26 protein-coding genes are annotated in these 24,485 nt (G+C 41.1%); 4 read left to right on the top strand and 22 right to left on the bottom strand.

The window, feature by feature from the left end; translation table 11 throughout:
• Nucleotides 1-61 precede the first annotated feature (61 nt).
• Nucleotides 62-2,326: a protein translocase subunit SecDF gene (secDF, locus tag J2Y67_RS19545; RefSeq protein ID WP_310176676.1), complete on the bottom strand. Its 2,265-nt coding sequence runs from the start codon at nt 2,324-2,326 to the stop codon at nt 62-64.
• Nucleotides 2,327-2,482: 156 nt separating this feature from the next.
• A complete protein-coding gene (locus tag J2Y67_RS19540) occupies nt 2,483-2,779 on the bottom strand; it encodes a post-transcriptional regulator (RefSeq protein WP_310176674.1) in 297 nt (98 codons plus the stop codon).
• Between the two features lie 138 nt (nt 2,780-2,917).
• Between J2Y67_RS19540 and spoVB the strand changes: the two genes are divergently transcribed.
• Nucleotides 2,918-4,471 carry a stage V sporulation protein B gene (gene spoVB, locus J2Y67_RS19535; RefSeq protein WP_310176672.1) on the top strand — a complete coding sequence of 518 codons (1,554 nt, stop codon included), beginning with the start codon at nt 2,918-2,920 and terminating at the stop codon, nt 4,469-4,471.
• A 37-nt stretch (nt 4,472-4,508) separates the two neighbouring features.
• On the opposite strand, the gene J2Y67_RS19530 is transcribed toward spoVB, so the two are convergent.
• The gene (locus J2Y67_RS19530; protein ID WP_310176670.1) at nt 4,509-5,168 is read right to left on the bottom strand and encodes a DUF421 domain-containing protein; all 660 of its coding nucleotides are present in this window, start codon (nt 5,166-5,168) and stop codon (nt 4,509-4,511) included.
• Nucleotides 5,169-5,405: 237 nt separating this feature from the next.
• Here J2Y67_RS19530 and J2Y67_RS19525 point away from each other — a divergent pair, with 237 nt between their 5' ends.
• Complete coding sequence (locus J2Y67_RS19525) at nt 5,406-5,798, top strand: TIGR04086 family membrane protein (RefSeq protein ID WP_310176690.1); 393 nt, start codon at nt 5,406-5,408, stop codon at nt 5,796-5,798.
• A 59-nt stretch (nt 5,799-5,857) separates the two neighbouring features.
• On the opposite strand, the gene yajC is transcribed toward J2Y67_RS19525, so the two are convergent.
• From yajC to nadB, 13 genes are all read right to left on the bottom strand, one after another.
• Nucleotides 5,858-6,154 carry a preprotein translocase subunit YajC gene (gene yajC, locus J2Y67_RS19520; RefSeq protein ID WP_310176668.1) on the bottom strand — a complete coding sequence of 99 codons (297 nt, stop codon included), beginning with the start codon at nt 6,152-6,154 and terminating at the stop codon, nt 5,858-5,860.
• A gap of 30 nt (nt 6,155-6,184) precedes the next feature.
• Entirely contained in the window at nt 6,185-7,324 is a 1,140-nt protein-coding gene (gene tgt / locus J2Y67_RS19515) for a tRNA guanosine(34) transglycosylase Tgt (protein ID WP_310176667.1), read from the bottom strand.
• Nucleotides 7,325-7,351: 27 nt separating this feature from the next.
• Nucleotides 7,352-8,380: a tRNA preQ1(34) S-adenosylmethionine ribosyltransferase-isomerase QueA gene (gene queA, locus J2Y67_RS19510; protein ID WP_310176665.1), complete on the bottom strand. Its 1,029-nt coding sequence runs from the start codon at nt 8,378-8,380 to the stop codon at nt 7,352-7,354.
• Nucleotides 8,381-8,442: 62 nt separating this feature from the next.
• Nucleotides 8,443-9,444 (bottom strand): Holliday junction branch migration DNA helicase RuvB, encoded by a 1,002-nt coding sequence (gene ruvB, locus J2Y67_RS19505; RefSeq protein WP_310176664.1) that lies wholly within the window; start codon nt 9,442-9,444, stop codon nt 8,443-8,445.
• Between the two features lie 11 nt (nt 9,445-9,455).
• A complete protein-coding gene (ruvA, locus tag J2Y67_RS19500; protein ID WP_310176662.1) occupies nt 9,456-10,070 on the bottom strand; it encodes a Holliday junction branch migration protein RuvA in 615 nt (204 codons plus the stop codon).
• Between the two features lie 118 nt (nt 10,071-10,188).
• Nucleotides 10,189-10,347: a hypothetical protein gene (locus J2Y67_RS19495; RefSeq protein ID WP_310176661.1), complete on the bottom strand. Its 159-nt coding sequence runs from the start codon at nt 10,345-10,347 to the stop codon at nt 10,189-10,191.
• Nucleotides 10,347-10,886 (bottom strand): intercompartmental signaling factor BofC, encoded by a 540-nt coding sequence (locus J2Y67_RS19490; RefSeq protein ID WP_310176660.1) that lies wholly within the window; start codon nt 10,884-10,886, stop codon nt 10,347-10,349. The genes J2Y67_RS19495 and J2Y67_RS19490 overlap by 1 nt, the downstream gene beginning before the upstream one ends.
• 108 nt (nt 10,887-10,994) lie before the next feature.
• Nucleotides 10,995-11,687, bottom strand: a complete 693-nt coding sequence (locus J2Y67_RS19485) for a YhcN/YlaJ family sporulation lipoprotein (RefSeq protein ID WP_310176657.1) — start codon at nt 11,685-11,687, stop codon at nt 10,995-10,997.
• Nucleotides 11,688-11,790: 103 nt separating this feature from the next.
• Nucleotides 11,791-12,771 (bottom strand): phosphotransferase, encoded by a 981-nt coding sequence (locus J2Y67_RS19480; RefSeq protein ID WP_310176688.1) that lies wholly within the window; start codon nt 12,769-12,771, stop codon nt 11,791-11,793.
• Nucleotides 12,749-14,548, bottom strand: a complete 1,800-nt coding sequence (safA, locus tag J2Y67_RS28185; RefSeq protein WP_310176654.1) for a SafA/ExsA family spore coat assembly protein — start codon at nt 14,546-14,548, stop codon at nt 12,749-12,751. Before safA ends, J2Y67_RS19480 begins: the two co-directional genes overlap by 23 nt.
• Nucleotides 14,549-14,803: 255 nt before the next feature.
• Nucleotides 14,804-15,907: a quinolinate synthase NadA gene (gene nadA, locus J2Y67_RS19470; RefSeq protein WP_310176652.1), complete on the bottom strand. Its 1,104-nt coding sequence runs from the start codon at nt 15,905-15,907 to the stop codon at nt 14,804-14,806.
• 13 nt (nt 15,908-15,920) lie between these two features.
• Nucleotides 15,921-16,757 carry a carboxylating nicotinate-nucleotide diphosphorylase gene (nadC, locus tag J2Y67_RS19465; protein ID WP_310176650.1) on the bottom strand — a complete coding sequence of 279 codons (837 nt, stop codon included), beginning with the start codon at nt 16,755-16,757 and terminating at the stop codon, nt 15,921-15,923.
• Nucleotides 16,726-18,285: an L-aspartate oxidase gene (gene nadB, locus J2Y67_RS19460; RefSeq protein ID WP_310176649.1), complete on the bottom strand. Its 1,560-nt coding sequence runs from the start codon at nt 18,283-18,285 to the stop codon at nt 16,726-16,728. Before nadB ends, nadC begins: the two co-directional genes overlap by 32 nt.
• A 106-nt stretch (nt 18,286-18,391) precedes the next feature.
• Here nadB and J2Y67_RS19455 point away from each other — a divergent pair, with 106 nt between their 5' ends.
• Together J2Y67_RS19455 and J2Y67_RS19450 are read left to right on the top strand one after the other, a co-directional pair.
• Nucleotides 18,392-19,546 carry an IscS subfamily cysteine desulfurase gene (locus J2Y67_RS19455; RefSeq protein WP_310176647.1) on the top strand — a complete coding sequence of 385 codons (1,155 nt, stop codon included), beginning with the start codon at nt 18,392-18,394 and terminating at the stop codon, nt 19,544-19,546.
• 155 nt (nt 19,547-19,701) lie between these two features.
• Entirely contained in the window at nt 19,702-20,241 is a 540-nt protein-coding gene (locus J2Y67_RS19450) for a transcription repressor NadR (RefSeq protein WP_310176644.1), read from the top strand.
• A gap of 60 nt (nt 20,242-20,301) precedes the next feature.
• On the opposite strand, the gene pheA is transcribed toward J2Y67_RS19450, so the two are convergent.
• From pheA to J2Y67_RS19420, 6 genes are all read right to left on the bottom strand, one after another.
• A complete protein-coding gene (gene pheA, locus J2Y67_RS19445; protein WP_310176686.1) occupies nt 20,302-21,159 on the bottom strand; it encodes a prephenate dehydratase in 858 nt (285 codons plus the stop codon).
• Between the two features lie 78 nt (nt 21,160-21,237).
• Nucleotides 21,238-21,693 (bottom strand): ACT domain-containing protein, encoded by a 456-nt coding sequence (locus J2Y67_RS19440; protein ID WP_310176642.1) that lies wholly within the window; start codon nt 21,691-21,693, stop codon nt 21,238-21,240.
• Between the two features lie 27 nt (nt 21,694-21,720).
• A complete protein-coding gene (gene obgE / locus J2Y67_RS19435) occupies nt 21,721-23,010 on the bottom strand; it encodes a GTPase ObgE (protein WP_310176641.1) in 1,290 nt (429 codons plus the stop codon).
• Nucleotides 23,011-23,048: 38 nt separating this feature from the next.
• The gene (locus J2Y67_RS19430; RefSeq protein ID WP_310176639.1) at nt 23,049-23,615 is read right to left on the bottom strand and encodes a Spo0B C-terminal domain-containing protein; all 567 of its coding nucleotides are present in this window, start codon (nt 23,613-23,615) and stop codon (nt 23,049-23,051) included.
• 232 nt (nt 23,616-23,847) lie between these two features.
• Complete coding sequence (gene rpmA, locus J2Y67_RS19425) at nt 23,848-24,138, bottom strand: 50S ribosomal protein L27 (protein ID WP_310176638.1); 291 nt, start codon at nt 24,136-24,138, stop codon at nt 23,848-23,850.
• Nucleotides 24,139-24,150: 12 nt separating this feature from the next.
• The gene (locus J2Y67_RS19420) at nt 24,151-24,480 is read right to left on the bottom strand and encodes a ribosomal-processing cysteine protease Prp (protein WP_310176637.1); all 330 of its coding nucleotides are present in this window, start codon (nt 24,478-24,480) and stop codon (nt 24,151-24,153) included.
• Nucleotides 24,481-24,485 lie beyond the last annotated feature (5 nt).

Genomic DNA, 24,485 nt, shown 5'->3' with positions numbered 1-24,485 from the left:
TATTAACCCATGTCCTTTGAATGTCAAAACAAAAACCGCAGTGAACCTGCGGTTTTCCTGATTAGACCTGTGGCTGGTCTGAATATTTCTTTTTCTCTTTTACCGTTTTGATTACGCCTTTCTTTTTCAATTCCTTCCCTTTCAAGACCACCCATAATGAAGAAGCAACAAAGACCGAAGAATATACTCCTACTAAAAGGCCGACGAGCAATGCAATAGAGAAGTTTTGAATCGCATGACTTCCAAAAATCAACAATGAAATAACCGTAATCAATACCATTAAAACAGTATTTAGAGAGCGGGTTAAGGTTTGGTGAATACTAATATTAACTATATCAACAATATCCTTAAACGTTTTAATTCGTTTTTTCTTATGCATGTTTTCACGCATACGGTCAAATGTAACAATCGTATCATGGATTGAATAACCAACAATAGTTAATACCGCTGCGATAAAGTTTAAGTCCACTTCCAGCCTTGTAATGCTGAAAAAGGCTATCATGAAGAAAGCATCATGCAGCATCCCAGCTATTGCAGCAATTGCCATGCGCATTTCAAAACGGATTGTGACATAAAGTATGATCCCAATTGAAGCTATCAAAACAGCAATGATCGCATTTTTTGCCAGCTCTTTACCGACCGTTGGTGAAACTGTACTAACATTCGGTTCTGAACCGTACTCGGATTTAAAAGTAGATTTTAATTTTGCAATTTCATTTTTTGATAAAACCCCAATCATCCGAGCAGAAGCAATATTATGATTTTTCCCAGAGATAACGGGTTCATCTGTATTTAAATTAAGCTTTTCAAATGAAGTATTTACTTGTTCTGCTGTAACAGGTGTATTGGATAAAACTTCAATTCGTGTCCCACTAGTAAAATCAATCGCAAGATTTAAGCGGAAGACAATGAGTATAATTAAGCCAATTACAATTAGTGATCCTGAAAAAATGAAAAATTTATTTCTATTTTTCACAAAATCAATTTTGTCAAATTTCGTAGGAAGATCCAGCGGGTCATAATTTTCAGAGATATCTTTCATCTCAGATTTTTTGACACCAAACCAGCTGAATTTTTTATTTAAAAATCCACTGTGCACCCATAGTCCAAGTATAAATCTAGACCCATAAACGGCGGTTAAAAAGCTCATTAAAACACTTATGATGAGCATTGTGGCAAATCCTTTGACAGAGCTTGTCCCGTAAATGAATAAAACAGTAGCGGTTAAAATGGTATTCAGGTTGGAATCGAAAATGGAAGAAAATGCATTTTTTTCTCCTGCATTAAATGCTGCTTTTATCGACTTTCCGACCTTAATTTCTTCTTTTATCCGCTCGTAGGTAATGATGTTGGCATCTACGGCCATACCCACACCAAGAATGATCGCGGCAATTCCCGGTAAAGTCAACACGCCGTTCATCCAGTCAAATATCAACATAATTAAATAAATATAGATGCTTAACGATATAACGGCAATAAATCCAGGGAACCGATAGTAAACTAGCATAAACAAGAAGATAATCGCAACACCAAGCACACCTGCAAAAATGGTATCATGTAAGGCTTGTTCACCAAATTTTGCACCGACAGATGTAGAATACACTTCTTTTAGCTTAACAGGAAGTGCACCTGCATTTAATAGTGATGCAAGTGTTTGAGCTTCCTCAACTTTAAAATCACCGACAATGGATACGGTATCCTGATTAAATACTTGGCTTACTCTTGGAGCGGATAAGTATTTAGGATCCTTCTTTGTTACTTCTGTTTTAAAGGAATCCTTCCCTTTTTGATAATCAAGCCAAATAACGAGAACATTGTTTGGTGCCATATCAAGTATTTCTTTTGATACCTTTGCAAACTTCGAAGCACTTTTTAATGTAAGGGAAACGCTTGGCTTTCCATTTTCATCAAAGGTTTGCTTAGCACCACCCTGCTTTAAATCAGAACCATCCATCATTAAGCGGTCATTGGCATCACGGAACGATAAATTTGCCTGTGTGGATAAAATTTCACGCGCCTTATTTTGATCGGTTACACCGGCAAGCTGGACACGAATCCGATCTTTTCCCTCGGTTTGAATACTCGGTTCACTAACCCCCAGAACATTGATCCGTCGGTCGAGGGCTTCAGCTGTATCAGCGAGAACCTTTTTATCAATTACCTGTCCTTTCTTCGCAGGCTGAACTTCATACAAAACTTCAAAACCGCCCTGAAGGTCCAGGCCAAGCTTAATTTTGTGTATTATATTTTTCGTGGTGACTCCCATTGTGCTTCCCAGCAGTACAATGATGAGCAGGAAAGCGACTATTCTACTGCGTTTTACCATTATGTATTTCTTCCTCCTTAGGGCATAGAACAGAGCACTGAAACGTACAAGCCTATTACAATAATGAAAAATCCATTGCCTTCATTATGAAATAATATGGAAAGACTGTCAATTTACAATAATATGAAGACGAAGATGGCTAGTGATGATGGAGTTCTATTTCAGCAATTGCTTCCATTCATTTTCATTCTCTAAAGAGAAAACAGGTGATTTATAGGCTTCAATGGTTGCAAAACTCATGTAATTACTTACTTTAACAGCGAGAATATCCTGGATAATTTCATGTAAATAGATTTCATCCTTCACCTTTTTCCATTTTTTCTTTTGCAAATATTTCCACAAGCTGCTTTCCGAAACCGAATCAATCCCTAGAATCTGAAATTCCGAGAGTTTGCTTGCTAATGCCGGTTTTACCAATGTACGAAAATGATCGTATGCGTGGCTTTTCTCCATCCCAACTGCCTCCTCCATAAAGGTCACCCATTCCAATTGTTTTTCTAAAAAACAATTCTGCTTGTCATGCTTTGTCCACCTTGGTGCATATAGTTAATTGTATATGAATTCTTCTTTTTTGAGAAGGTGGGAAGTTGAATGTCGAAGTTTTTAAAAGGGACTTTCATCCTATTAATAGCGGGCCTGATTACAAGAGTTTTGGGCTTTATTAATCGGATTGTAATAGCGAGAAGTATTGGAGAAGAAGGCGTTGGCCTCTACATGATGGCCTTTCCGACTTTCATCCTGGTGGTAACGATCACTCAATTCGGACTTCCTGTTGCCATATCAAAAAATATTGCTGAAGCAGAAGCAAGGGGCGACCATAAGGAAATAAAAAAAATATTAGTGGTATCACTTGCCACAACTCTATCATTATCACTCATTTTTACTCCTGCGTTAATCATGCTTGCACCGATTCTTTCAACAACTCTTTTCACCGACCCAAGAACCTACTATCCACTCGTAGCAATTGCACCAGTTGTACCGGTTATCGCCGTGTCTTCCGTTTTACGAGGATATTTTCAAGGGAGACAGAACATGCGTCCGTCCGCAAACTCGCAAATATTAGAGCAGCTTGTGAGAATTACCTTAATTGCGGTCATGACTAAAGCGTTTATCCCTTATGGAATTGAATATGCAGCCGCAGCAGCAATGGTTTCGGCAGTTATCGGCGAACTGTTTTCGCTTGTATACTTAATGACCGCATTTAAGCTAAAAAAACGATTTAAGCTTCGTAAAAACTTTTTTAAATTTGCTTATTCCGGAAAAAAAACCTTCAAAGATTTAATGGAGATTGCTGTTCCGACAATGGGAAGCAGGATGATTGGTTCAGTTGCCTGGTTTTTTGAACCGATTGTGGTTGCCAACAGCTTAGCAATAGCCGGTGTGGTGGCAGTGGAAGCGACCAAACAATATGGTTCCTTAACTGGATATGCATTGCCGCTTTTAATGCTCCCTTCCTTTATTACGTTTTCATTGGCAACCTCATTAGTTCCGGCTATCAGTGAAGCGAATTCACAAAACAACCATAAATTGATTGAATACCGTCTGCAGCAGGCATTACGGCTGGCGTTTTTATCCGGAGGTCTTGCGGTTGTGATCTTGTATGTACTAGCTGACCCATTAATGACCATCATGTATGGTAAATCAAATGGTTCTTACTTTATTCGATTAATGGCACCGTTTTTCTTATTTTATTACTATCAGGGTCCGCTTCAAGCCGTTTTGCAGGCATTAAATTTAGCAAGAGCTGCGATGATTAACAGCCTAATCGGAGCAGTTGTCAAAACCGCCGTTATCTTTTTACTTGCTTCCCAGCCATCCTTTGGTATTACTGGGGCAGCATTAGGAATTATCGTCGGATTTGTTTTGGTAACCGTCCTTCATTTTGCCACCGTCTTAAAGAAAATTGCTTTTTCCTTCTATGTTCGCGATTATGCAAAAGCGTTTATCGCTATGGGGATATCAGGCTGGAGTGGCTATTGGATGTTCGGTCATATCCTAAGCAACCAATTTTTAGCCATTCGTGTTTTAATGTCAACTGCGGGGATATCCTTCATCTATATCCTCCTTCTCTTGGTTATGGGGCTAATAAAAAAAGAGGAACTTGAACGAATTCCTATCATTGGCAACTTATTTGCATTTAAATAATTAGACAGAAGACACGCTCTGCCGCGTGTCTTTTTCCTTATTCATCCTGTAAATCGATAAAAAACTTTCCATTTTCATAGCTGCAGAAGGAAATTTTTTTTAAGTCCCGATACCCCTTCTTTTTTAGCTCCTGCCTGAGCCAAAGATTGGTTTTATTAATTCTTTTTAAATTTTCTTCTTCAATCTGCCCATCCATAATTAATGGAATCGTAATATCTCCATTTTTTTGCGGTTTATTGGGATCTTGCAGTTTTTCGATAACCGATAAATTCCCTGATGCTTCTAAAATCGCAAATTCAACATCCGCAATGCTGCGAATATCCTTTTCTCTTAATTGAGCCATTAAATCATCGAAATTGTACCGTTGTTTTTTCATTGCCACCTCATCAATTTTTCCTCTGTTGATGATGATAGTTGGCTGGCCATCAACAAGGTTACGAAATCGTTTGCTCTTTAATGAAACGATAGCCAGCGAAATTTGAATGAGCATTAATATTACCATTGGCAGAGCAGTATGAATCAGTGGTTCCTCTGTATTGTCGATTGAGATCACTGCCATTTCACCTATCATAATAAATACAACTAAATCAAGAATACTTAACTCACCAATTTCCCGTTTACCCATAAGCCGGAAAATAATCAGGATAAGCAAATAGAAAAAAAAGGTCCGAAAGATAATAATCCCGTATACTCCCACAGTATGTCTCCCCTTTTAATACATTCAATTCTATTGTTTGCAAACTGATAGGAATAACAAGTGGAATAATTACCCAAAAACAAATGATTTAAAAAAGAGCGGCGGATTTTTTTGATTCTACTTTTCAACCATCCTGAATAACTTGTACTAAGAAGGTTACTGTATAGCTTCCAAAGACTAAGAAGAGATACAGGAATGATATAGACTGCCTAAAGGCATTGAAGGGGGAGAGTTAAAATCGAATCAAAAAGCTTTGGTACATCAATCTTATACGGGCTCATTTTCATCTTTGCTTTTGCAGCAATTAGCAGCCTTATTGTTTCGTTAATTCTAAAATTTACCTCCACAAAAGAAGTCTCACTCCAATATATTGTCACCGCCTTATCCTTTATCGCATTATTTGGCGGCGGTTTTCTATCCGGAGGGAAAAGAAAGGAAAAAGGATGGTTAATTGGGGGAGTAACAGGGTTAATTTATTCACTGGTAGTTTTCCTGTTTCAATATTTAGGCTATGACAAACTATTTAATTTCGACCAAATCATTTATCATACCTGCTATACACTGATTGCAATGATGGGCGGCATTCTAGGTGTAAATATCGCCACGAACAATAATTCTAGAACCGCTTAAAAATTTTCAATGTAAAAAAGGAAGCCTAATATGGATTCGGCTTCCTTTTTTTGCTGCTATTATTTTTCAAGACTAACTTCTTTTGAAGCTTCTTTGCTCGCTTCCGTTACTTCACGAATCGCTGAGCGATCATAGGTAAGACGGCTGCCGTCTCCACATTTAATGACTGCCTTATTGTCATCGATGGAATCAATGAAACCATGAAGACCGCCAATCGTGACAATCTTATCACCCTTTTTTAAACTACTTTGCATGTTTTGTGTATTTTTTTGACGCTTTTGCTGCGGGCGAATTAATAAGAAATAAAACAACACAAACATTAAAATTAATGGTAAAAGTGTACCAATTCCTTGCATTTACGTTTCCCTCCTTTCAAAAAACATCTATTAGAAATTTTTCGCGTCCGGTTTATTGAAACCATAACGTTCAAAAAATTCTTCTCTGAAATCACCAAGCCTGTCTTCCATAATAGCTTGTCTGACCTTCTCCATTAATCTTAACAGAAAATAGAGATTATGGTAAGAAGTTAATCGAATTCCAAACGTTTCTTCACAGCGAATTAAGTGGCGTATGTAGGCTCTCGAGTAATTTCGGCAGGTATAGCAATCGCAATCTGGATCGAGAGGACCAAAATCTCTTGCATATTTGGCATTTTTTACAACCAATCTGCCTTCACTCGTCATTAATGTCCCATTTCTGGCAATTCTAGTCGGCAAGACACAATCAAACATATCAATTCCGCGAATGGCCCCATCGATTAATGAGTCAGGAGAACCAACTCCCATCAAATAACGCGGTTTATTTGTTGGCAATAACGGTGTCGTGAACTCTAACACCCGGTTCATGACATCCTTCGGTTCACCAACCGATAAACCGCCGACGGCATAACCAGGGAAATCAAGGGAAACAAGGTCTTTCGCACTTAGCTTCCTTAGTTCCTCATATTCTCCCCCTTGAACAATCCCAAACAAACCTTGATCTTCGGGACGTTGATGAGCATTGAGGCAGCGCTCTGCCCATCTTGAAGTTCTTTCTACCGATTTTTTCATATATTCAAATGTCGCCGGGAATGGCGGGCATTCATCAAATGCCATCATGATATCAGAGCCCAGGGCATTTTGGATTTCCATTGCTTTTTCAGGCGACAAAAATAATTTGTCCCCATTTAAATGGTTACGGAAATGAACCCCTTCTTCTTCAATTTTGCGGAATTCACTTAAACTGAAAACCTGGAAGCCGCCTGAGTCCGTTAAAATCGCCCGGTCCCAATTCATAAATTTATGAAGACCGCCAGCTTCCTTGACAATCTCATGGCCGGGGCGAAGCCATAAATGATAGGTATTACTTAAGATGATACCTGCGCCCATTTCCTTTAAATCTTCTGGTGACATCGTCTTTACGGTTGCCAGTGTACCAACAGGCATAAATGCCGGTGTATCAAATGAACCATGGGGTGTATGAACCCTGCCAAGGCGCGCCCCAGTTTGTTTACATGTTTTGATTAATTCATAGCGAATCGCTGTCAAATTTTTTTCTCCTTCCTCTTCCACTGACTAGATAATGAGCATCGCATCTCCAAAGCTAAAGAAACGATAGCGCTCTTCGACGGCTGTATTATAAGCATGCAATATATGTTCCCGCCCTGCCATAGCACTAACAAGCATGATTAAAGTCGATTTTGGCAAATGGAAATTGGTAATCAAGCCATCAATCGCTTTATATTCATATCCAGGGTAAATAAAGATACTCGTCCAGCCGCTGCCTGCAACAAATTTCCCGTCATTTTGAGAGGCAATGGTTTCAAGTGTGCGAGTAGAGGTTGTTCCAACGGTAATAATTCTTCCCCCGTTCTTTCTCACCTCATTCAATAATCCGGCCGTCTCTTCGGTTACCATATAGTATTCGGAATGCATATCATGCTCCAAAATATCCTCCACACTTACCGGACGAAATGTCCCAAGACCAACATGCAGGGTAATAAAGGCAATATGAACTCCTTTTTCCTTAATTTCTTCCAATAATTCCTCAGTAAAATGAAGACCTGCTGTCGGGGCAGCCGCAGATCCCGGTTCACGGGCAAACACAGTTTGATAGCGGTCACGGTCCTCTAACTGCTCCTTAATATATGGAGGAAGCGGCATTTCACCTAGTTGATCCAACACTTCATAAAAAATTCCTTCATACTTGAACTCAAGCACCCGCCCGCCGTGATCCGAAGTATCCGTACACACAGCAGTAAGCAAGCCGTCCCCAAAATCAAGCTCGGTCCCTTCTTTGACTCTTTTCGCAGGTTTTACAAGTGTTTCCCACTTGTTGCCTTCGAGCTGTTTTAACAGGAGGACCTCAATCTTTGCACCGGTATCCTTTTTAACGCCAAAAAGACGTGCGGGAAGGACCTTTGTATCATTTAAGACAAGGCAATCCCCTTCACGCAAATATTCAATCACATTTTTGAAAATTTCATGCTTTATTTCGCCTGTTTCTTTATTTAACACCATCAATCTGCTGTCAGTCCGATTTTGAAGCGGAACCTGAGCAATCAATTCTTCAGGCAAGTGAAAATCAAATAAATCTACTTTCATGGTAATTACATCCTTTTATCGAAATCTTCTTATGAAGTAAAAATCAACGTTGGAGAAAACGGTCACTTCTCGGGAATCTCTAGGCCAAAATGATGATACACTGCCCCAGTCACAACTCTTCCTCTCGGAGTTCTTTGTAAAAAGCCAATCTGCAAGAGATAAGGTTCATACACATCTTCAATCGTTTCCGACTCTTCTCCGATTGACGCTGCAATCGTATCAAGACCAACAGGACCGCCGCGGAATTTTTCAATAATCCCTTTCAGCAATTTATGGTCAATATGGTCAAGCCCAAGCCGGTCAACCTGCAGGAGATCCAATGCTTCCATTGCAAGCGTCAGATTTATGGTACCATTTCCTTTAACCTGGGCGAAGTCTCGAACCCTTCTGAGCAGACGATTGGCAATCCTTGGGGTCCCTCTCGCCCGTCTTGCAATTTCCATCGCCGATTGCTCGTCAATATTGGTTTGGAATAACTCGGCAGTGCGGAGGACAATGTTTTTTAATTGGTCTTCCTTATAATACTCGAGACGGCTTAAAACTCCAAATCTGTCCCTTAATGGCGCGGATAACGAGCCTGCCCTTGTTGTCGCACCTACTAGTGTAAAAGGCGGTAAATCGAGGCGGACGGAACGCGCACTCGGACCTTTGCCTATAACAATATCTAGACAAAAATCTTCCATCGCCGGATAAAGCACCTCTTCAATCGAGCGGGGCAAACGATGGATTTCATCAATAAAAAGCACATCCCCCGGTTCTAGAGCTGTAAGGATGGCAGCTAAATCTCCCGGGCGTTCGATTGCCGGTCCTGAAGTGGTCCGAATGTTTACACCCATTTCATTGGCAATTATGACCGCAAGGGTAGTTTTTCCCAAACCAGGCGGTCCATATAAGAGAACATGATCAAGTGTTTCTTTCCGCAGTCTTGCTGCCTCAATAAAAACCTCCAGATTTTTTTTCACATGTGTTTGGCCGATATATTGCTTTAAATTCTGGGGCCGGAGGCTTTGTTCCAAACTGATTTCGTTCTGATTCGCTTCACTAGAAATAATTCTTTCCTCCATGAATCATCACCTTATTTTAAAAGCCGTTGCAAGGCTTTTTTAATGTATTGGTCTGTTGAAAGTTTTTCCTTTTGCAATTCCGGCGAAATCTTTTTAATTTCTTTTTCAGAATAGCCAAGGGCTTTAAGGGCAAGTATTGCTTCTTCCAAGTCTGCGTTGGCGGACAGTGCCTGCCCGGCCGCGAATTGGTCGGCATTAAATAAATTCGGAAAGTAATCGGGAACAATATCCTGCAATTTCCCTTTTAAATCCAGAATCATCTGTCTCGCGGTTTTTTTTCCGACTCCCGGAAATTTAACAAGAAAGCCTTCGTCTTCATTTTCAATTGCGGAAACAACCTGCTGCACTTCTCCTGAGGCAAGAATCGCAAGCGCCCCTTTAGGTCCAATCCCGGAAACATTTAATAACTTTGTAAAAAGTCTTTTTTCTTCCCTTGTCGTAAAACCGTACAAGGCCATAGTATCTTCACGGACGTAATGGTAGGTATATACCGTTACCATCGTTTCCATTTTACCGGAGTAAATAAACGGATTAGGGGTTGCTATTTGATACCCGATTCCGCCATTTTCGATGACGATATATTCAGGCCCGACAAATTCAACGGTCCCTTTAATAAATTCAAACACTTCTCTTCTCTCCCCAAGTTGGACTAAACTTCATTCTATCATAAAATTTCGGGGGTGTTGAAGAAAATAACCTGTTTTGGTTGGCCAGATTTAGGTTTCGCTGATTGCGTGGTTCGTTTCACTGATTGGGAATGATTTTTCGCTGATTGAATGGTTCGTTTCGCTGATAGAAAGCATTTTTTCGCTGATAGAAACCATTTATAAAACCGAAATTCAATTTTTTACGAAAAAAAACAGGCTGATTAACGACATCAGTCTGATTTTTAGTTCGTTTCATTAATTTTTTGAAGCTTCTCTTGTCGAATAGGGTCTGAAGGTTTCCAAAACCTCTACATAACGATCTTTTGTCTTAATGGGAATCCCTTCAAGCAGCTCTTCCTGCTTTTTACTTTCTAGTTTCTTAATATCTATTTGGAAAAAAGATTGGATAATTCTTGATTGTCCAGGTCTGCCATTAAAAATTGTCAATACCCCTTCATTGGTGATGCCGAAATAACCGTTCGCCTTCAGCAATGGTGAAATATCATCTACTTTTTTACGAAAAACCAAATTTTCTCCATCTGTATTAATCAGCTGCCATTGATCATACTTCGCCCAAAAATTCTCAGGTGACCAGCTTGTTTCATGAAAAACTTCTTCGCTTATTTCACCATCCAAATAAACCCTTTGTAAAGTAACTTTTAATTGCAGAGGCTCCGTCGTTTGCTGTTCAAGATGGCGATCTTGCCCCGCGGCGGATGCTGTCATGTCCATTCCAGGGACCATTCCCAAATTAATAGCAAGAAAACCAGCCATTATCATCCATTTGAACTTCATGCAAATCACCTCTTTGTTATATTCATTCAGTCCTAGTTTAGCCTTATTTTGCCTTTTTATCCTTAATGACAAATAAAAAGGGCAAAGCCCTTGGCTTTACCCTTTGAATTAAGGTATTTGTTTACCTTCAAGAAGTTCATTTGTGGTATTGCGGTCGCGGCTTAATGTTCCTTCATCCGTGATGACCGACACCTTTTTACCGTTCACATATGGCTTAACAGCTTTTTGGACTGCTCTTTTCGTTTCAGCTGCACGGCTATGATCCACTAAGTCAATGGAAATCAATACTGAGTTGCCGTATATAACAGAATGAACATTTTGAACGTTATTTACCGATTCTGCCGTTTGCTTTATCTGATTGGTAATTCTTCCTAGAGTTGCTGAATCATGCGCAGCATCACTGCTGCTGTACTTCACATTTAGGTGATTGTGGTAATTGACATCCCCCGTACTGAATCGATTGTCCCTCATGAAAAAATTATGATCATGGTCTGCAAGCGGTTTGGTCGGATTGGGAGGATTTCCATTCTCATCCCTCGTCTGCAGCAACTGCCTCCGTTGATCCCTTTGATAATTCCCCTCATCCCCAAGCGTATGATCCATCATTTCCGTCAGCGGTCCATCGTTATCGATTAGAAACCCGTTATTATTATTTGGATGTTTTTCATTTGAGTAATACCCCATTGGACGTGCTACGTTGTTATCGTTGTTATTTACACCGGCGCGATCAGAGTTTGCACAACCTGCCAGCCCCATAATACACAAGGCGGAAAGAGGAATCACCCATGGTTTCTTGTTCAAGCGAAAAACCCCCTCGAAGAACATCATGAGCATTTACATTATGCTCATTCTTAGGTTGTTCTTAGAAGGGATTTTCATTCTACCAGAAAGCGGAAGCCTCTAATTAAACCATTTTTTTCAGCTGGTTGAAAAACTTTCTTCGTAAATGAAATTGATTGACTGTCAATTCCATCACATACTTTGTTTTGGAAGGTCTTGTTTGAGAATTCTCTCTGATTATCCGGTTCCATTCACGAAATATATCCGATGGGTAGGCTAACGCATATATAAAAGCTTTTTCCTTTAAAAACTTTTTCATCGGTTCAAATTCGGAAAACCGTTCAAGTGACCAATCCAAGTATGGCAAGATCCGGTTTGCGTATTGTAAATAATCTAAGACTTTAGGTCCAATTTGAATTAAATCAAAATCAATTAAATGTAAATCTCCAGATGCATCGCGCAAGAAATTATGGTGCGCCACATCCCCATGAAGGATTACAAAAGGTTCTTTTTCAAAAAAAGCACTATTTTCCGTAATTCCGTCTAATGACCATTTTGCCCATTCTAACATTTCAGTCAGATATGAGGGGTTAAGGAAATACTCTAAAACAGGGAGATTATTCACAAAGATAGCAGAACGCTCCTGCCATTTTCCAATCTGATCCCCTTTTGAGATTAAAGTCCGGTAGCGTGTCTCAAAGGTTGCGGTGACCTTGTGAAATTCCTCTAAAAGCTTTAAACCCTTGACAATATTTTCTTTCGAATGGTACGAAAAAGCGGTTTTATGTGGTTCGATATATTCGATCACACCGTAATGGATACCTTCAAAAAAAAGTGTTTCTTTGACAGGCTGGACAAACAAGTAAGTTTTGCTAAAGCCTTCATTTTTCAAGGTAGTCGTAAACGTTTCTTGCAGCTTTAGTCTTTTATTGGAACGATAACCTTTAATGATATAGCTATTTTTTTTCGTTTTGACATAATAAACTTTCTTTCGGATGGGAACAAATTGCTTAATTTTTTCTTGGAATTTTGATTGAAAATAAGAGAGGAGACGATCCAAATAAGCATCGTCTCCCTTATTATTAATTCTCGTCATTGCTTTCATCAACAAATCGCGGCATCCCGTAGGCTCCTGCCCCATCTGGTCCAATCCCATAAGGATTCATATACGGTGGCTGTGCGACATTGATTGGTCCAGTATATGGTGCGCTATAGATAGGTGGAGTAGGTGGGACAAAATTTGGTACTGCTCCCTCAGCCGGTCCGCCGCATCCACAGTCCCCTAAAGCTCCCGGTCCGACAGGTAATCCTTGATGCTGCATTTGTGCACCGGGGGGTCCTGTCATTTCCGGCGTTTCAAAAGCGGCGCCCATTGGCGGGTAACCGTAAGGGGTTTGCCCGTATGGTGCCCCCGGTCCATATGGTGCTACTCCTGAAGCAGGATTAACCGGACCCGGCGCGGTCGGATATTCTCCCGGATAGCCCATTTGAGGTCCGCCTTGGAATCCCGCTTGCGGGTAACCTGCTGGCATTCCCCCCGGGTAACTCTCATGATATCCTACCGGTCCTCCTTGGTAGCCTGCCGGCATTCCCCCCGGGTAACTCTCAGGATATCCTGCCGGTCCTCCTGGGTATCCTGCCGGCATTCCTCCTGGGTAACTCTCAGGATATCCTGCCGATCCTCCTTGGTATCCCGCCGGCATTCCTCCTGGGTAGCCTTCAGGATATCTTGCCGGTCCTCCTTGGTATCCCGCCGGCATTCCTCCTGGGTAACTCTCCGGATATCCTACCGATCCTCCTGGGTATCCTGCCGGCATTCCTCCTGGGTAACTCTCCGGATATCCTACCGGTCCTCCTGGGTATCCTGCCGGCGCTACTGGGTATCCTGCCTGTGCTGCTCCTGGATAACCTTCCGGAAAACCTGTTGGAGCAGCTGGTCCTGCAAGCATTTGCGGGTAACCGCCTCCCGGATATTGGGCTGGATTTTGAGCTCCCATCACGCCCGGATTATAAGCCGGGTTCATAACTGGCATTTGCGGCATAAAGGATGAAGATTCATCATCAAAATGCGGTACATAGGATGCTCCTGCAACGGTTGGTGCCATACCGGCTGCTGGGAATGCTCCTGGATAGGCTCCAGGAGCACCAGGGTAAGCTCCTGGATTTACAGGATAACCGCCATGCATTCCCGGATAGCCTCCTCCTTGTGGATAGGGCATCATATATGGCTGCGGGTAATATTCCAATGGCGGGCAAAATCCCGGTCCAGGCATTACAGGTGTTATTGGGACACACGGCTGTTCAACCGGCGCTTCCACCGGCGGAGGTACAGGTACTTCTTTTTTCGGTACTTCCTTTACTTCCGGTAAAATATTGGCCGGTTTTGGAGGAAGTTCTGGTTTTACCGTCATATTCGTCATGTTAGTCATATAATAATTACTAATATCGATTTCTGGGACAACTGGGAGAGGCATTTTTGGAGTATAAGGCACTTTTGGTGCTTCCTTAATAATTGGCTGTTCTTTAATTGGCACTTCCTTAATCGGCATTTCTTTAATTGGCATTTCTTTAATTGGCATTTCTTTAATTGGCATTTCCTTAATTGGCATTTCTTTCACTATAGGCTTTTCCTTGGCAAATGGGTGCTCGACAATCGGCATTTCCTTCTTAGCTCCTAAATTGATGGCAGCTTCCGGTTTCCCTACAGGTGCTTCTTTCTTTACCATTCCTCCTGTTGTCGGGACTTTTACTTTCATACCGGGCATAATCATATCAGGGTTGCTGAGCTGGGAATTCATTTTTTTCAGCTCTTCAAAATTCACGCCGTACTTCTTGGCGATCTTCCAAAGAGTATCCCCTTTCTGTACGATATGGATCTTCACTCTGATTTCCCTCCTATGCATAAGTCCATATAGTCTATGTGGAAATGGGCAAAGTGCTATCATTCTTCACAAAAACATATGCTTTTTTTGGGAAAAATATGAATTGGACCCTGATGAATAATTTTAGAGCTGTTGATATGATGGATGTTTTCAATTCGAGGATAAAGTATGAAAATTCGCGGATAACCCCCTTCAATTCGCTGATAAAACATCAAAAGGGATACATTTTAAAAATGCATCCCTTTTAGCATTTATTTATGAATTTACAAGCATTCTTTCTAAAGCTAATTTAGCATTCTCGGCAATTTCTGCATCAACCTTAATCAGATTATGGGTAGAGTTATCCTCTAAAGTATCCAGACTCCATACCAAGTGCGGCAAATCAATTCGATTCATTGTCATACATGAACACATTTGAGGGTTTAATGAAACAATGTTTTTATCTGGATGATTTTGAATAATTCGATTTACAAGATTCATTTCCGTTCCAATGGCCCAAGATGATCCCGGCTCCGAATTTTCAATTGTTTTAATAATATAACTGGTCGACCCAGCCATATCAGCCAATTTGACTACTTCATGACGGCATTCCGGATGGACAATTATTTTTCTATCAGGGAACTGACTCCTAGTATCCATAACATTTTGAACAGTGAAGCCCATATGAACAGAGCAATGCCCTTTCCAAAGAATGATTTTAATTTTTGAGACATCACCATCATATTCTAACTTATTCGTAATCGGATTCCATACAGCCATTTCATCCAAATCGATGCCTAAATCAACGGCAGTATTGCGGCCTAAATGCTGATCCGGTAAAAAGAGAATTCTTTCCTTCTTTTTGAATGCCCATTTGAGCATCGTATGAGCATTGGAAGAAGTGACAATGGCACCGCCATTTTCCCCAACAAAGGATTTAATGGCAGCAGTTGAGTTGATATAAGTTAAAGGAAGAATGGTTTCTCCAAATATTTCTGTAAGCTTCTCCCAAGCTATATCAGTTTGTTGCTCATCGGCCATATCGGCCATCGAGCAGCCTGCGCGCATATCCGGCAAAATTACCTTTTGCGCATCACTTGTCAAAATATCAGCTGTTTCTGCCATAAAATGAACACCGCAAAAAACAATATAATCTGCTTCCTTATTTTTAGCAGCTAATTGGGCCAGCTTTAATGAATCACCTGTAGCATCGGCAAACTGAATGACTTCATCCTTTTGATAATGATGTCCGGGGATAAACAGTTTTGAACCAAATTTATTTTTTACTTCTTTTACCCGACATTCAAGTTCTTTTCGAGTCAACTGTTTATATTTTTCTGGAATCATTAAGTTTTTTTTCATTGCTGTCAAAATGCTCATTTTATTCCACCCCTTAGTTCCATTTTACTTTTACACTAATATCAAGTGCTTTATACGAATGGGTTAAAAAGCCCAAAGAGATATAATCCACACCAGTGTCCTGATAGGATGCCAGATTACTTAATTGAATTCCGCCGGAAGCCTCGGTAATAATTCCAGCTGGCACTAAATTAATCATTTCCTTAATTTCATCTGGCGTGCGATTATCAAACATAATGACATCCGCCTTAGCATTTACCGCTTCTACCACCTGTTCTTCCGTTTCCACTTCTACCTCAACTTTTACCATATGACCGGCCTTTGCCCTAACAGCTTCAACTGCCTTTGTGATGGAGCCTGCAAAGGAGATATGATTATCTTTGATCATGATTCCGTCGTATAAACCAAAGCGGTGATTGTACCCTCCGCCACAACGAACCGCATATTTTTCAAACATTCTAAGTCCCGGTGTTGTTTTTCTTGTGTCACATAGTTTTGTATGAGTGCTGCCCAGTGTTGTTACTGCGTTCTTTGTTAAGGTGGCAATCCCACTCATCCGCTGCACCAAATTGAGAACAACCCGCTCCCCTTTTAATAGGTCTGCAATTTTTCCAGTGACAGTTGCGAGCTGCTGCCCTTTTTCAATGGCCTCGCCATCCCTTACAAAAACTTGAGTCGTGAGTTGCGAGTTTAATACCTGAAAGCCGGTTCGGATGATTTCTTCTCCGCAAAATATTCCATTATCCTTTGATAAGAAGACAATTTCCCCATTGGTATCATTCGGGAAAATCAAATCAGTTGTAATATCCTGTTCCCCGATATCCTCAATAAAAAATTGTTCAAGTTGCGAGCGCAGTTTCAATGTGTTCATTCTTCTTCTCCACTTCCCGTTTTTGAATGATTGATTTTTTTAGCCAATTGTTATCATCCTCATAAGGGTAATCACTTCGATAGTGACCGCCGCGGCTTTCCGTTCTTTTTAAGGCCGAGTCCGTAATGAGTTTCGCAATGGTCAGCATAAACATTTTGTTCACGTCTTCCATGCTGTATGAGTCAAATCGATCAACCGTTTCCCATTGATTCAGCCAATCTTTTTGTTTTTTTAAATCAAGTTCATTGCGGACAATCCCAACTCGTTCCATCATCCATCCTTTTAAAATCTGGACATCAGGAAGATTTAACATCCTTGGATTCGTTGTTGAATAATGCGTGTAAATTGGTTCAGGCAACTCTATATTTGCCTTATTCAGCCAAGCCGAAAGTTTTTCTCCTTGAAATAAACCTTCTAACAAAGAATTGCTTGCTAAACGGTTCGCCCCATGAAGACCGGTGCAAGCTGCTTCCCCGATTGCATAGAGCCCATCAATAGAGGTACGCCCAATTAAATCCGTTTTGATGCCACCCATTAAAAAATGACTCCCTGGAGCAACCGGAATTCGCCCTTTAGAAATGGCAATTCCATTCTCCTCACAATTAGCCGTTATAGTAGGAAATCTTTTGGAAAAATTTTTGATACCACTAATATCTAAATAAATTTTCATTCCTTTTTTTAAGTAGCTATAAATGGTTTGTGAAACAACATGCCTTGGTGCCAGGTCTTTTAATGGATGGATCCCTTCCATGATGGGGGTCCCATCTTCTGTAACCAAGACGGCACCTTCACCGCGTACGGCTTCAGAAATTAACCCTTTTGTTTCACCATTGATATATAAAAGCGTGGGATGAAACTGGATAAATTCCATATCTACAATTTCAGCACCTGCTAAATACGCCATAGCAATACCATCGCCGCTGACGGTTTCAGCATTCGATGTGTACGGATAAAGCTGACCGCAGCCTCCTGTTGCCAGGATTACATGGCTGGCGTAGTAGTGCTCAATGTATCCATTCAATTTTTTTGCTTTGACACCCATACAACGTTTATTTTTTATGATTAATTCAAAGACGAAGGTATTTTCTTCAATTTGGACATTTTCTTTTACCTTGCTGATGAGATGTTCCATGACGTTTTTTCCTGTTGCATCTCCGCCCCCATGAACGATTCTTTTTTCACTATGGGCCCCTTCCATTCCTAGAAGTAACTCACCATTTTGACCCCTGTCAAAAACATCATTATGACTTGAAAGATTCTGAATGAGCATCGGTGCTGCATTGATGATTTCCTGAACGGTTTCTGGATGATTATGATTTCTCCCCGCTTCAAGGGTATCCATAAAATGCTTGTCAGGATGATCATGTGCACCAAGTGCCACAGCAATCCCCCCTTGAGCCAAATATGAATTCGCCGTTCGCAATTTTGACTTTGTGAGAATTCTCACATTTAATTCCTTATTTAAACGGACAGCCAGTTGTAAAGCAGCTACTCCACTTCCAATAATTAACACATCAGTACTTGTCATGTTTTGACCCTCCTGGTTTTACAGGTGTCTTGACATATATATTTACACAGAATTACACTAATATCAAGTACTAATTCTAAAATTAAAAGCTTAGGAGATTATGATAATGATATATTTTGATTTCGCAGCTACCACTCCTTTAGATCCGGAAGCAGCTGAAGTTTACATTCAGGCAGCCACGGAGTTTTTCGGGAATTCAAGCAGCCTCCATGACATTGGCGGGAACGCTTCTGCACTGCTTGAAAATTGTCGTGATGAGTTAGCTCGTTTGGCGAATATTAACAAAAATGGATTGTTTTTTACGAGCGGTGGTTCAGAAAGCAATTTTTTAGCGATTGAAGCATTATTGTCCGCTCCTAAAAAACATGGAAACCATATTATTTCAGGTGTAGCCGAACATTCATCGATTCATGGGGCTTTAAATCGGCTTAAAGGGGCAGGGTATGAGATTACACTACTCCCTTTAAACTCGTCCGGATTAATCGATATGGAGGATTTAGTGGAGGCAATCAAACCAGAAACAGTTTTAATCACACTACAACATGTTAATTCAGAGATTGGAACAATCCAGCCAATTGAAAAAATTGCACAAATTTGCAAGGAAAATAACATTCATTTTCACAGTGATTTTGTTCAGTCCTTTGGAAAAATCAATCTTTCTACGGTTGCGCCGCTGGTTAGCAGTTTTTCTTTTTCGGGGCATAAAATCTATGGTCCAAAAGGGGTTGGCGGCGTTTATATGGATCCAGGCATTTCTTGGCATCCTTTTTTCCCAGGAGGATCGCATGAAAAAGGGTTCCGGCCTGGAACGGTAAATGTGCCAGGGATTGCTGCAATGACGGCGGCTGCTCAAAAAATATTCCCTTCTGTTACAGAGGCTCTTCATCATTATGTAGAGCTCCGTCAGACATTTTTGGATGCCCTAAGTCCGATTAAGCAATGGGTTCAAGTTTTTGAGGCAGAGGAATTAGGGGATGCCCAGCTGCCTTCGATCATCGGGCTTCGGGTCACAGGTATTGAAGGGCAATGGATGATGCTAGAAAGCAATCGTCTCGGATTTGCGATTTCTACAGGAAGCGCCTGCCAGGTGGGTATGCAAACCCCTTCGAAGGTGATGAAGGCCTTGGGAGTTAGCGATGAGCAGGCAAAGGAATTTATTCGGATATCATTTGGTAGGTCAACGAGCAAGGAGGAAGTTTTGAGGCTCGGGGAGGCGCTCGTTGGAATTGTTAAGGAATATAAAGGCACAGCAGTTATTTAAAAAGGGAAAATTATGTTATGCTAAAATAAAAACCACAGATTAATGGGGTTACTATTGGAGGTTTTAGGGACAAAAAAAGTGGAGGCAAATTGAAACACGAAATTGACCTTCATCCCCCTAATAGTAAACCCTTTGAAATTTCTAGGAGGTTTAATATGGTTGTACAAAAAAAAATCCTGGGAGAGGAGCGGCGAAACCTAATCCTTCAATTGCTCAAAGATAGTCCAGTGCCACTGACAGGCAGTGATTTGGCAAACCGGACAAACGTCAGCAGGCAGGTCATCGTTGGAGATATTACCCTTCTCAAGGCAAAAAATGAACCGATCATCGCCACAAGTCAGGGCTACCTATATTTACATCAAAATGCCGGCGTCCCTACTTTCGAAAGAACAATTGCCTCTTTTCATAAACCGGAAGATACTGAAAAGGAACTCAACCTATTGGTCGACCATGGTGTATTGGTCAAAGATGTAAAAATCGAGCATGCCATATACGGGGATTTAACGGCATCGATAATGGTTTCAAACCGTAAGGAAGTCAAACAATTTATCGAATACTTGAAATCAACGAAAGCAGCATTATTGTCGGAATTAACAGGCGGCATCCATCTTCATACCCTATCAGCTCCCAGTGAAAAAGCTCTTGACGAAGCACAAGCTGCCTTAAAAAGAGAAGGCTTTTTAATGGAATCGTAAAAGGACCCGGAAATATGTTCCCGGATCCTTTTTTTAAAACTCTGAAAATTCACTAGCTATCTAATCCAAATCCACCATCAACGAAGGATAACTTCCTAAAATCTTTACACCGCAGCCGAGTGCCTCTAATTCAGCCATCGCTCCAGGAATCAACACCTCATCAAGCTTCATTTCGATATCTATAATGAAAAAGTAATTGCCGATTCCCGTCTTCATCGGTCTCGATTCAATTTTAGAAAGGTTTATTTTCCTCCAGGCAAAAGCAGATAACACCTGATGAAGTGCCCCGGCATGGTCAGCTGGAAGAGTCACCATGATCGTCGTTTTATAGGTAGCATTCGCCGCTTCCATTAACGGTAAATCCACTTCTTTTTTAGAAAGAATAAAAAAGCTTGTTTGATTAAAGTCAAAATCATGAATGTTTCTTTGGACGATCTCTAAACCATATTCCTTAGCGGCTAACTCATTAGCAATCGCGGCCGCCTGCCATTCCGGATGGTCCATCACCATTTTCGCTGCTGCAGCCGTAGAATTTACACTTTCAAAAGGAACCCCTTTAAACTGCGTATGTAAAAACTTATGGCACTGGGCAATGGCATGCGAGTGGCTGTAAATATGCTTCACATCCCGCCATTGATCCTGATTGGAAGGATGCACCATGAGATGCTGCTTAATCGGGATGGTAATCTCACCGACAATCGGGATATCCACTACCCTTGTCAAATAATCCAAGGTAATATTTACAGAACCTTCAAGGGCATTTTCAATGGGCACAACTGCTAACTCTACTCTTTCATCGGCAACCGCATCCATGCATTCCGGAATCGTCCGGAACGGTTCAAGCTCATCTTCTGTAAAAACACTCATCACCGCAATTTCGGTGAACGTTGCCTTTGGTCCTAAGAAACCGACCTTCACTTTTCTCCACTCCCTCGTTGTCATTTCTGCATATAAAAGAAAGCTGAGAACAGCTTTCACAAGGAACAATCCTGCCCCTTATGCACCTGTTCCCAGCACTTCCACATTCTCTACAAATTCGAGCTTTTTTAATTCAGTTAATAACTCATCAATTTCCATGGTCATATTCCCCGTATTCATGGAAAGCGTCACATTCGCCCGGCCCTGGAGCGGGATGGTTTGGTGAATCGTTAACACGTTACAGCCTGACGAAGCAACAACACTTAGCAATTTCGAAAGGGTACCGGAACGATCTTCTAAATAAAAAAAGAGTGAGACCAATTTTTCTTTTTTAATCGACGAAAAAGGAAAAACCGTATCCCTGTATTTGTAAAACGCACTTCGGCTTAAATCAGTTTGCTGGACAGCTTCCTGGACGGATTCCGCCTTACCGCGTTCAAGCAATTCCTTCGCATCAATCGTTTTTTTCATTGCCTCTGGAAGAACATCCTCACGCACTAAATAGAATTTTTTCTCTGCTCTATTCCTCTTCATCTCTCTACCTCCAACCACCGAGGAAGGCTACTCTATAAATTCAAATTCAAACTCTAATAATTTTACGATATCCCCATCTTTTGCTCCTCTTTGTCTTAAGGCGTCATCCACTCCAAGACCTCGAAGCTGTCGCGAGAAACGGCGGATAGATTCTTCTCGAGAAAAGTCGGTCATCTTAAACAGCCTTTCCACTTTCTCACCGGAAACGACAAATGAACCATCCGGATCTCTCGTAATTTTAAAGTTATCAGGATCCTTCTCATGCTTATATAGTACACGATGTACACCTGTTTGTTCCTCTTCATGTTCAAGAGGGAATTCCGGTGTCTCCTCTATTTTATCGGCAATCGCAAATAATAAATCGCGAAGCCCTTTTCTTGTTAAAGCGGATATTGGAAAAATGGGATAATCTTCTTCCAAGCGCTCTTTAAACGTTTGCAGATTTTCTTCTGCATCCGGCATGTCCATCTTATTGGCGACAATAATTTGCGGGCGCTCAGTCAGCCTCAGATTATATTCTTTTAACTCTTTATTAATCGTCAAATAATCCTCGTACGGGTCCCTGCCTTCTGTCGCTGCCATATCAAGAACATGGACAATGACACGTGTCCGTTCGATATGCCGTAAAAATTGATGACCAAGGCCGACACCTTCATGGGCCCCTTCAATCAATCCGGGCAAATCAGCCATGACAAAGCTGCGGTTATCCTCTGTTTCCACCATTCCCAGGTTAGGAACAATCGTCGTAAAATGGTACTCGGCAATTTTCGGTCTTGCCGCCGAAACGACCGATAATAAAGTGGATTTCCCGACACTTGGGAACCCAACGAGCCCCACGTCTGCGAGCAATTTTAATTCAAGAATAACGTCTCGCTCCTGACCGGGTTCACCATTCTCGGCAATTTCAGGGGCTGGATTGGCTGGTGTGGCAAAGCGATTATTTCCCCTTCCGCCACGGCCGCCTTTGGCAATAACAGCGCGCTGTCCATGTTCAACAAGGTCAGCAATCACTTCCTTTGTTTCTGCATCGGTTACAACCGTTCCAGGTGGTACTTTGACAACCATATCCTTTGCATTTCTACCATGCATGCTTTTGGACATGCCATGCTCCCCGCGAGTTGCCTTAAAATGGCGCTGATAACGGAAATCCATTAAGGTACGCAAACCTTCTTCAACCACGAATACGACGTTTGCACCCTTTCCGCCGTCCCCGCCTGCAGGACCGCCATTCGGAACATATTTTTCACGACGGAATGCGACCATTCCATTGCCGCCATCCCCGCCCTTAACATACACTTTCACTTGATCGACAAACATTTTGTTGTAGACCTCCCGTCTGCATTTAACAAACTGATCTACCGATGAGAATCGCAGTCCTTATCCTTTTTTAAAAAAGGCATAAAAACTTCAAATGCGAGTTCGTTTTTCGAGAATTCCTTTACCTCAAGAACCAGTTCGGATTCTTGCGGCTGTGAAAGGAATTGTTCAATCAGTTCACTTTTTATTATTATCCCGCTAAAATCGAAAAAGAAACGAGCACCATCCATTTGCGGGTCGATTGTAATGGATAAATGGTTTTCGCCAAATACTTCAATTGCTTTATTTAAACTCAAAAACAATGACTTTGTCCAATTTGTAAGCAAATGGTCATCTGTTTTTTTGGAATCCGTATCGGAAAGAACCTCAAATTCAAGCTGAAAATGGTGATTATCCCAATTGGATTTTAAAAGCAGCGAAGCGAACATCGGCATCTGTAAATTGGAGAGCTTTGATTCCTGTTGCGTGTCAATGACGATTTCATCGATGATTTCTTTAGCCCTGTCAATTTTATTTAAATCTAAATTTCCTTTTATCAATTGCAGCCGATTTAACCAATCGTGCCGCGAATGCCGAAGCACTTCAACAATATCTAAATCCTTCATTCCCTGCACTCCCACATTAATTGTCCGATAACCGTTTTCTGATAGTATATCAAAAAAGTAAGCATGAGTAAGCTTTTTTATGCGAATAATGTCCATTTGAGGAAAAAAAGCGGCCTTTTGAAGAAGTACCCAAGGAGTCTCGGATGATTTCTCATCAATCATAATTAGTAATTTTTTCCTGCGTTTGCAAAAATAAAACTCTAACCAATCCGGTTAGAGTTTTATTGAAAGCTTAAGCTTCTTGAGCTACTGGATAAACGCTCACTTTTTTACGGTCGCGACCTAAGCGTTCGAATTTTACAACGCCGTCAACTTTTGCAAAAAGAGTGTCATCTCCGCCACGGCCTACGTTTTCACCTGGATAAATCTTTGTACCGCGTTGACGGTAAAGGATTGAACCACCAGTTACGAATTGACCATCTGCACGCTTAGCACCAAGGCGCTTCGCGATAGAGTCACGTCCGTTCTTTGTAGAACCTACTCCCTTTTTAGAAGCGAAAAACTGAAGATCAAATCTTAACATTTGTTCCACCTCCTACTTTTGAGTAATTTTTATGTGCTTACCGGCAACTTTTTCAATCTCTTGCAATGAGAGTACCATGGCTTCAAGCAGTAATTGCACTTTCTCATCGGTCTCTTCAGAAAGATTTTCAGGAAAGTCACATTTAAGATAGCCTGATTCTCCTTGATCTGCCTCAGGTGCAACACCTGTAAGAGTCTCTATGGCATTTACGGTACCAAGAGTTACAGCAGAAGCTCCTGCACAAACGATATCCTCGCCGTGCTTAGCAAAATTGGCATGTCCGCTCATTGTAAAAGAATAAATTTTCCCGGAATCAGTACGATTAATCAAAATTCGTATCATCTAAA

The organism is Neobacillus niacini, from assembly GCF_031456445.1.
Taxonomy (GTDB): Bacteria; Bacillota; Bacilli; order Bacillales; family Cytobacillaceae; genus Neobacillus; species Neobacillus niacini_I.
The sequence above is the reverse complement of the archived record's forward strand: the minus strand, read 5'-3'. Positions and strand labels throughout refer to the sequence as shown.

Coding starts and splice junctions, on each gene's coding strand:
- spoVB (WP_310176672.1), top strand. CDS start 2,918: ATGTCGAAGTTTTTAAAAGGGACTTTCATCCTATTAATAGCGGGCCTG.
- J2Y67_RS19540 (WP_310176674.1), bottom strand. CDS start 2,779: ATGGAGAAAAGCCACGCATACGATCATTTTCGTACATTGGTAAAACCG.
- nadC (WP_310176650.1), bottom strand. CDS start 16,757: ATGAACACATTGAAACTGCGCTCGCAACTTGAACAATTTTTTATTGAG.
- yajC (WP_310176668.1), bottom strand. CDS start 6,154: ATGCAAGGAATTGGTACACTTTTACCATTAATTTTAATGTTTGTGTTG.
- J2Y67_RS19495 (WP_310176661.1), bottom strand. CDS start 10,347: ATGAAACGAACTAAAAATCAGACTGATGTCGTTAATCAGCCTGTTTTT.
- J2Y67_RS19480 (WP_310176688.1), bottom strand. CDS start 12,771: ATGAAAGCAATGACGAGAATTAATAATAAGGGAGACGATGCTTATTTG.
- rpmA (WP_310176638.1), bottom strand. CDS start 24,138: ATGTTAAGATTTGATCTTCAGTTTTTCGCTTCTAAAAAGGGAGTAGGT.
- nadA (WP_310176652.1), bottom strand. CDS start 15,907: ATGAGCATTTTGACAGCAATGAAAAAAAACTTAATGATTCCAGAAAAA.
- J2Y67_RS19430 (WP_310176639.1), bottom strand. CDS start 23,615: ATGAAGGATTTAGATATTGTTGAAGTGCTTCGGCATTCGCGGCACGAT.
- J2Y67_RS19455 (WP_310176647.1), top strand. CDS start 18,392: ATGATATATTTTGATTTCGCAGCTACCACTCCTTTAGATCCGGAAGCA.
- J2Y67_RS19450 (WP_310176644.1), top strand. CDS start 19,702: ATGGTTGTACAAAAAAAAATCCTGGGAGAGGAGCGGCGAAACCTAATC.
- J2Y67_RS19490 (WP_310176660.1), bottom strand. CDS start 10,886: ATGAAGTTCAAATGGATGATAATGGCTGGTTTTCTTGCTATTAATTTG.
- ruvB (WP_310176664.1), bottom strand. CDS start 9,444: ATGGAGGAAAGAATTATTTCTAGTGAAGCGAATCAGAACGAAATCAGT.
- J2Y67_RS19420 (WP_310176637.1), bottom strand. CDS start 24,480: ATGATACGAATTTTGATTAATCGTACTGATTCCGGGAAAATTTATTCT.
- secDF (WP_310176676.1), bottom strand. CDS start 2,326: ATGGTAAAACGCAGTAGAATAGTCGCTTTCCTGCTCATCATTGTACTG.
- nadB (WP_310176649.1), bottom strand. CDS start 18,285: ATGACAAGTACTGATGTGTTAATTATTGGAAGTGGAGTAGCTGCTTTA.
- queA (WP_310176665.1), bottom strand. CDS start 8,380: ATGAAAGTAGATTTATTTGATTTTCACTTGCCTGAAGAATTGATTGCT.
- J2Y67_RS19440 (WP_310176642.1), bottom strand. CDS start 21,693: ATGAAGAGGAATAGAGCAGAGAAAAAATTCTATTTAGTGCGTGAGGAT.
- obgE (WP_310176641.1), bottom strand. CDS start 23,010: ATGTTTGTCGATCAAGTGAAAGTGTATGTTAAGGGCGGGGATGGCGGC.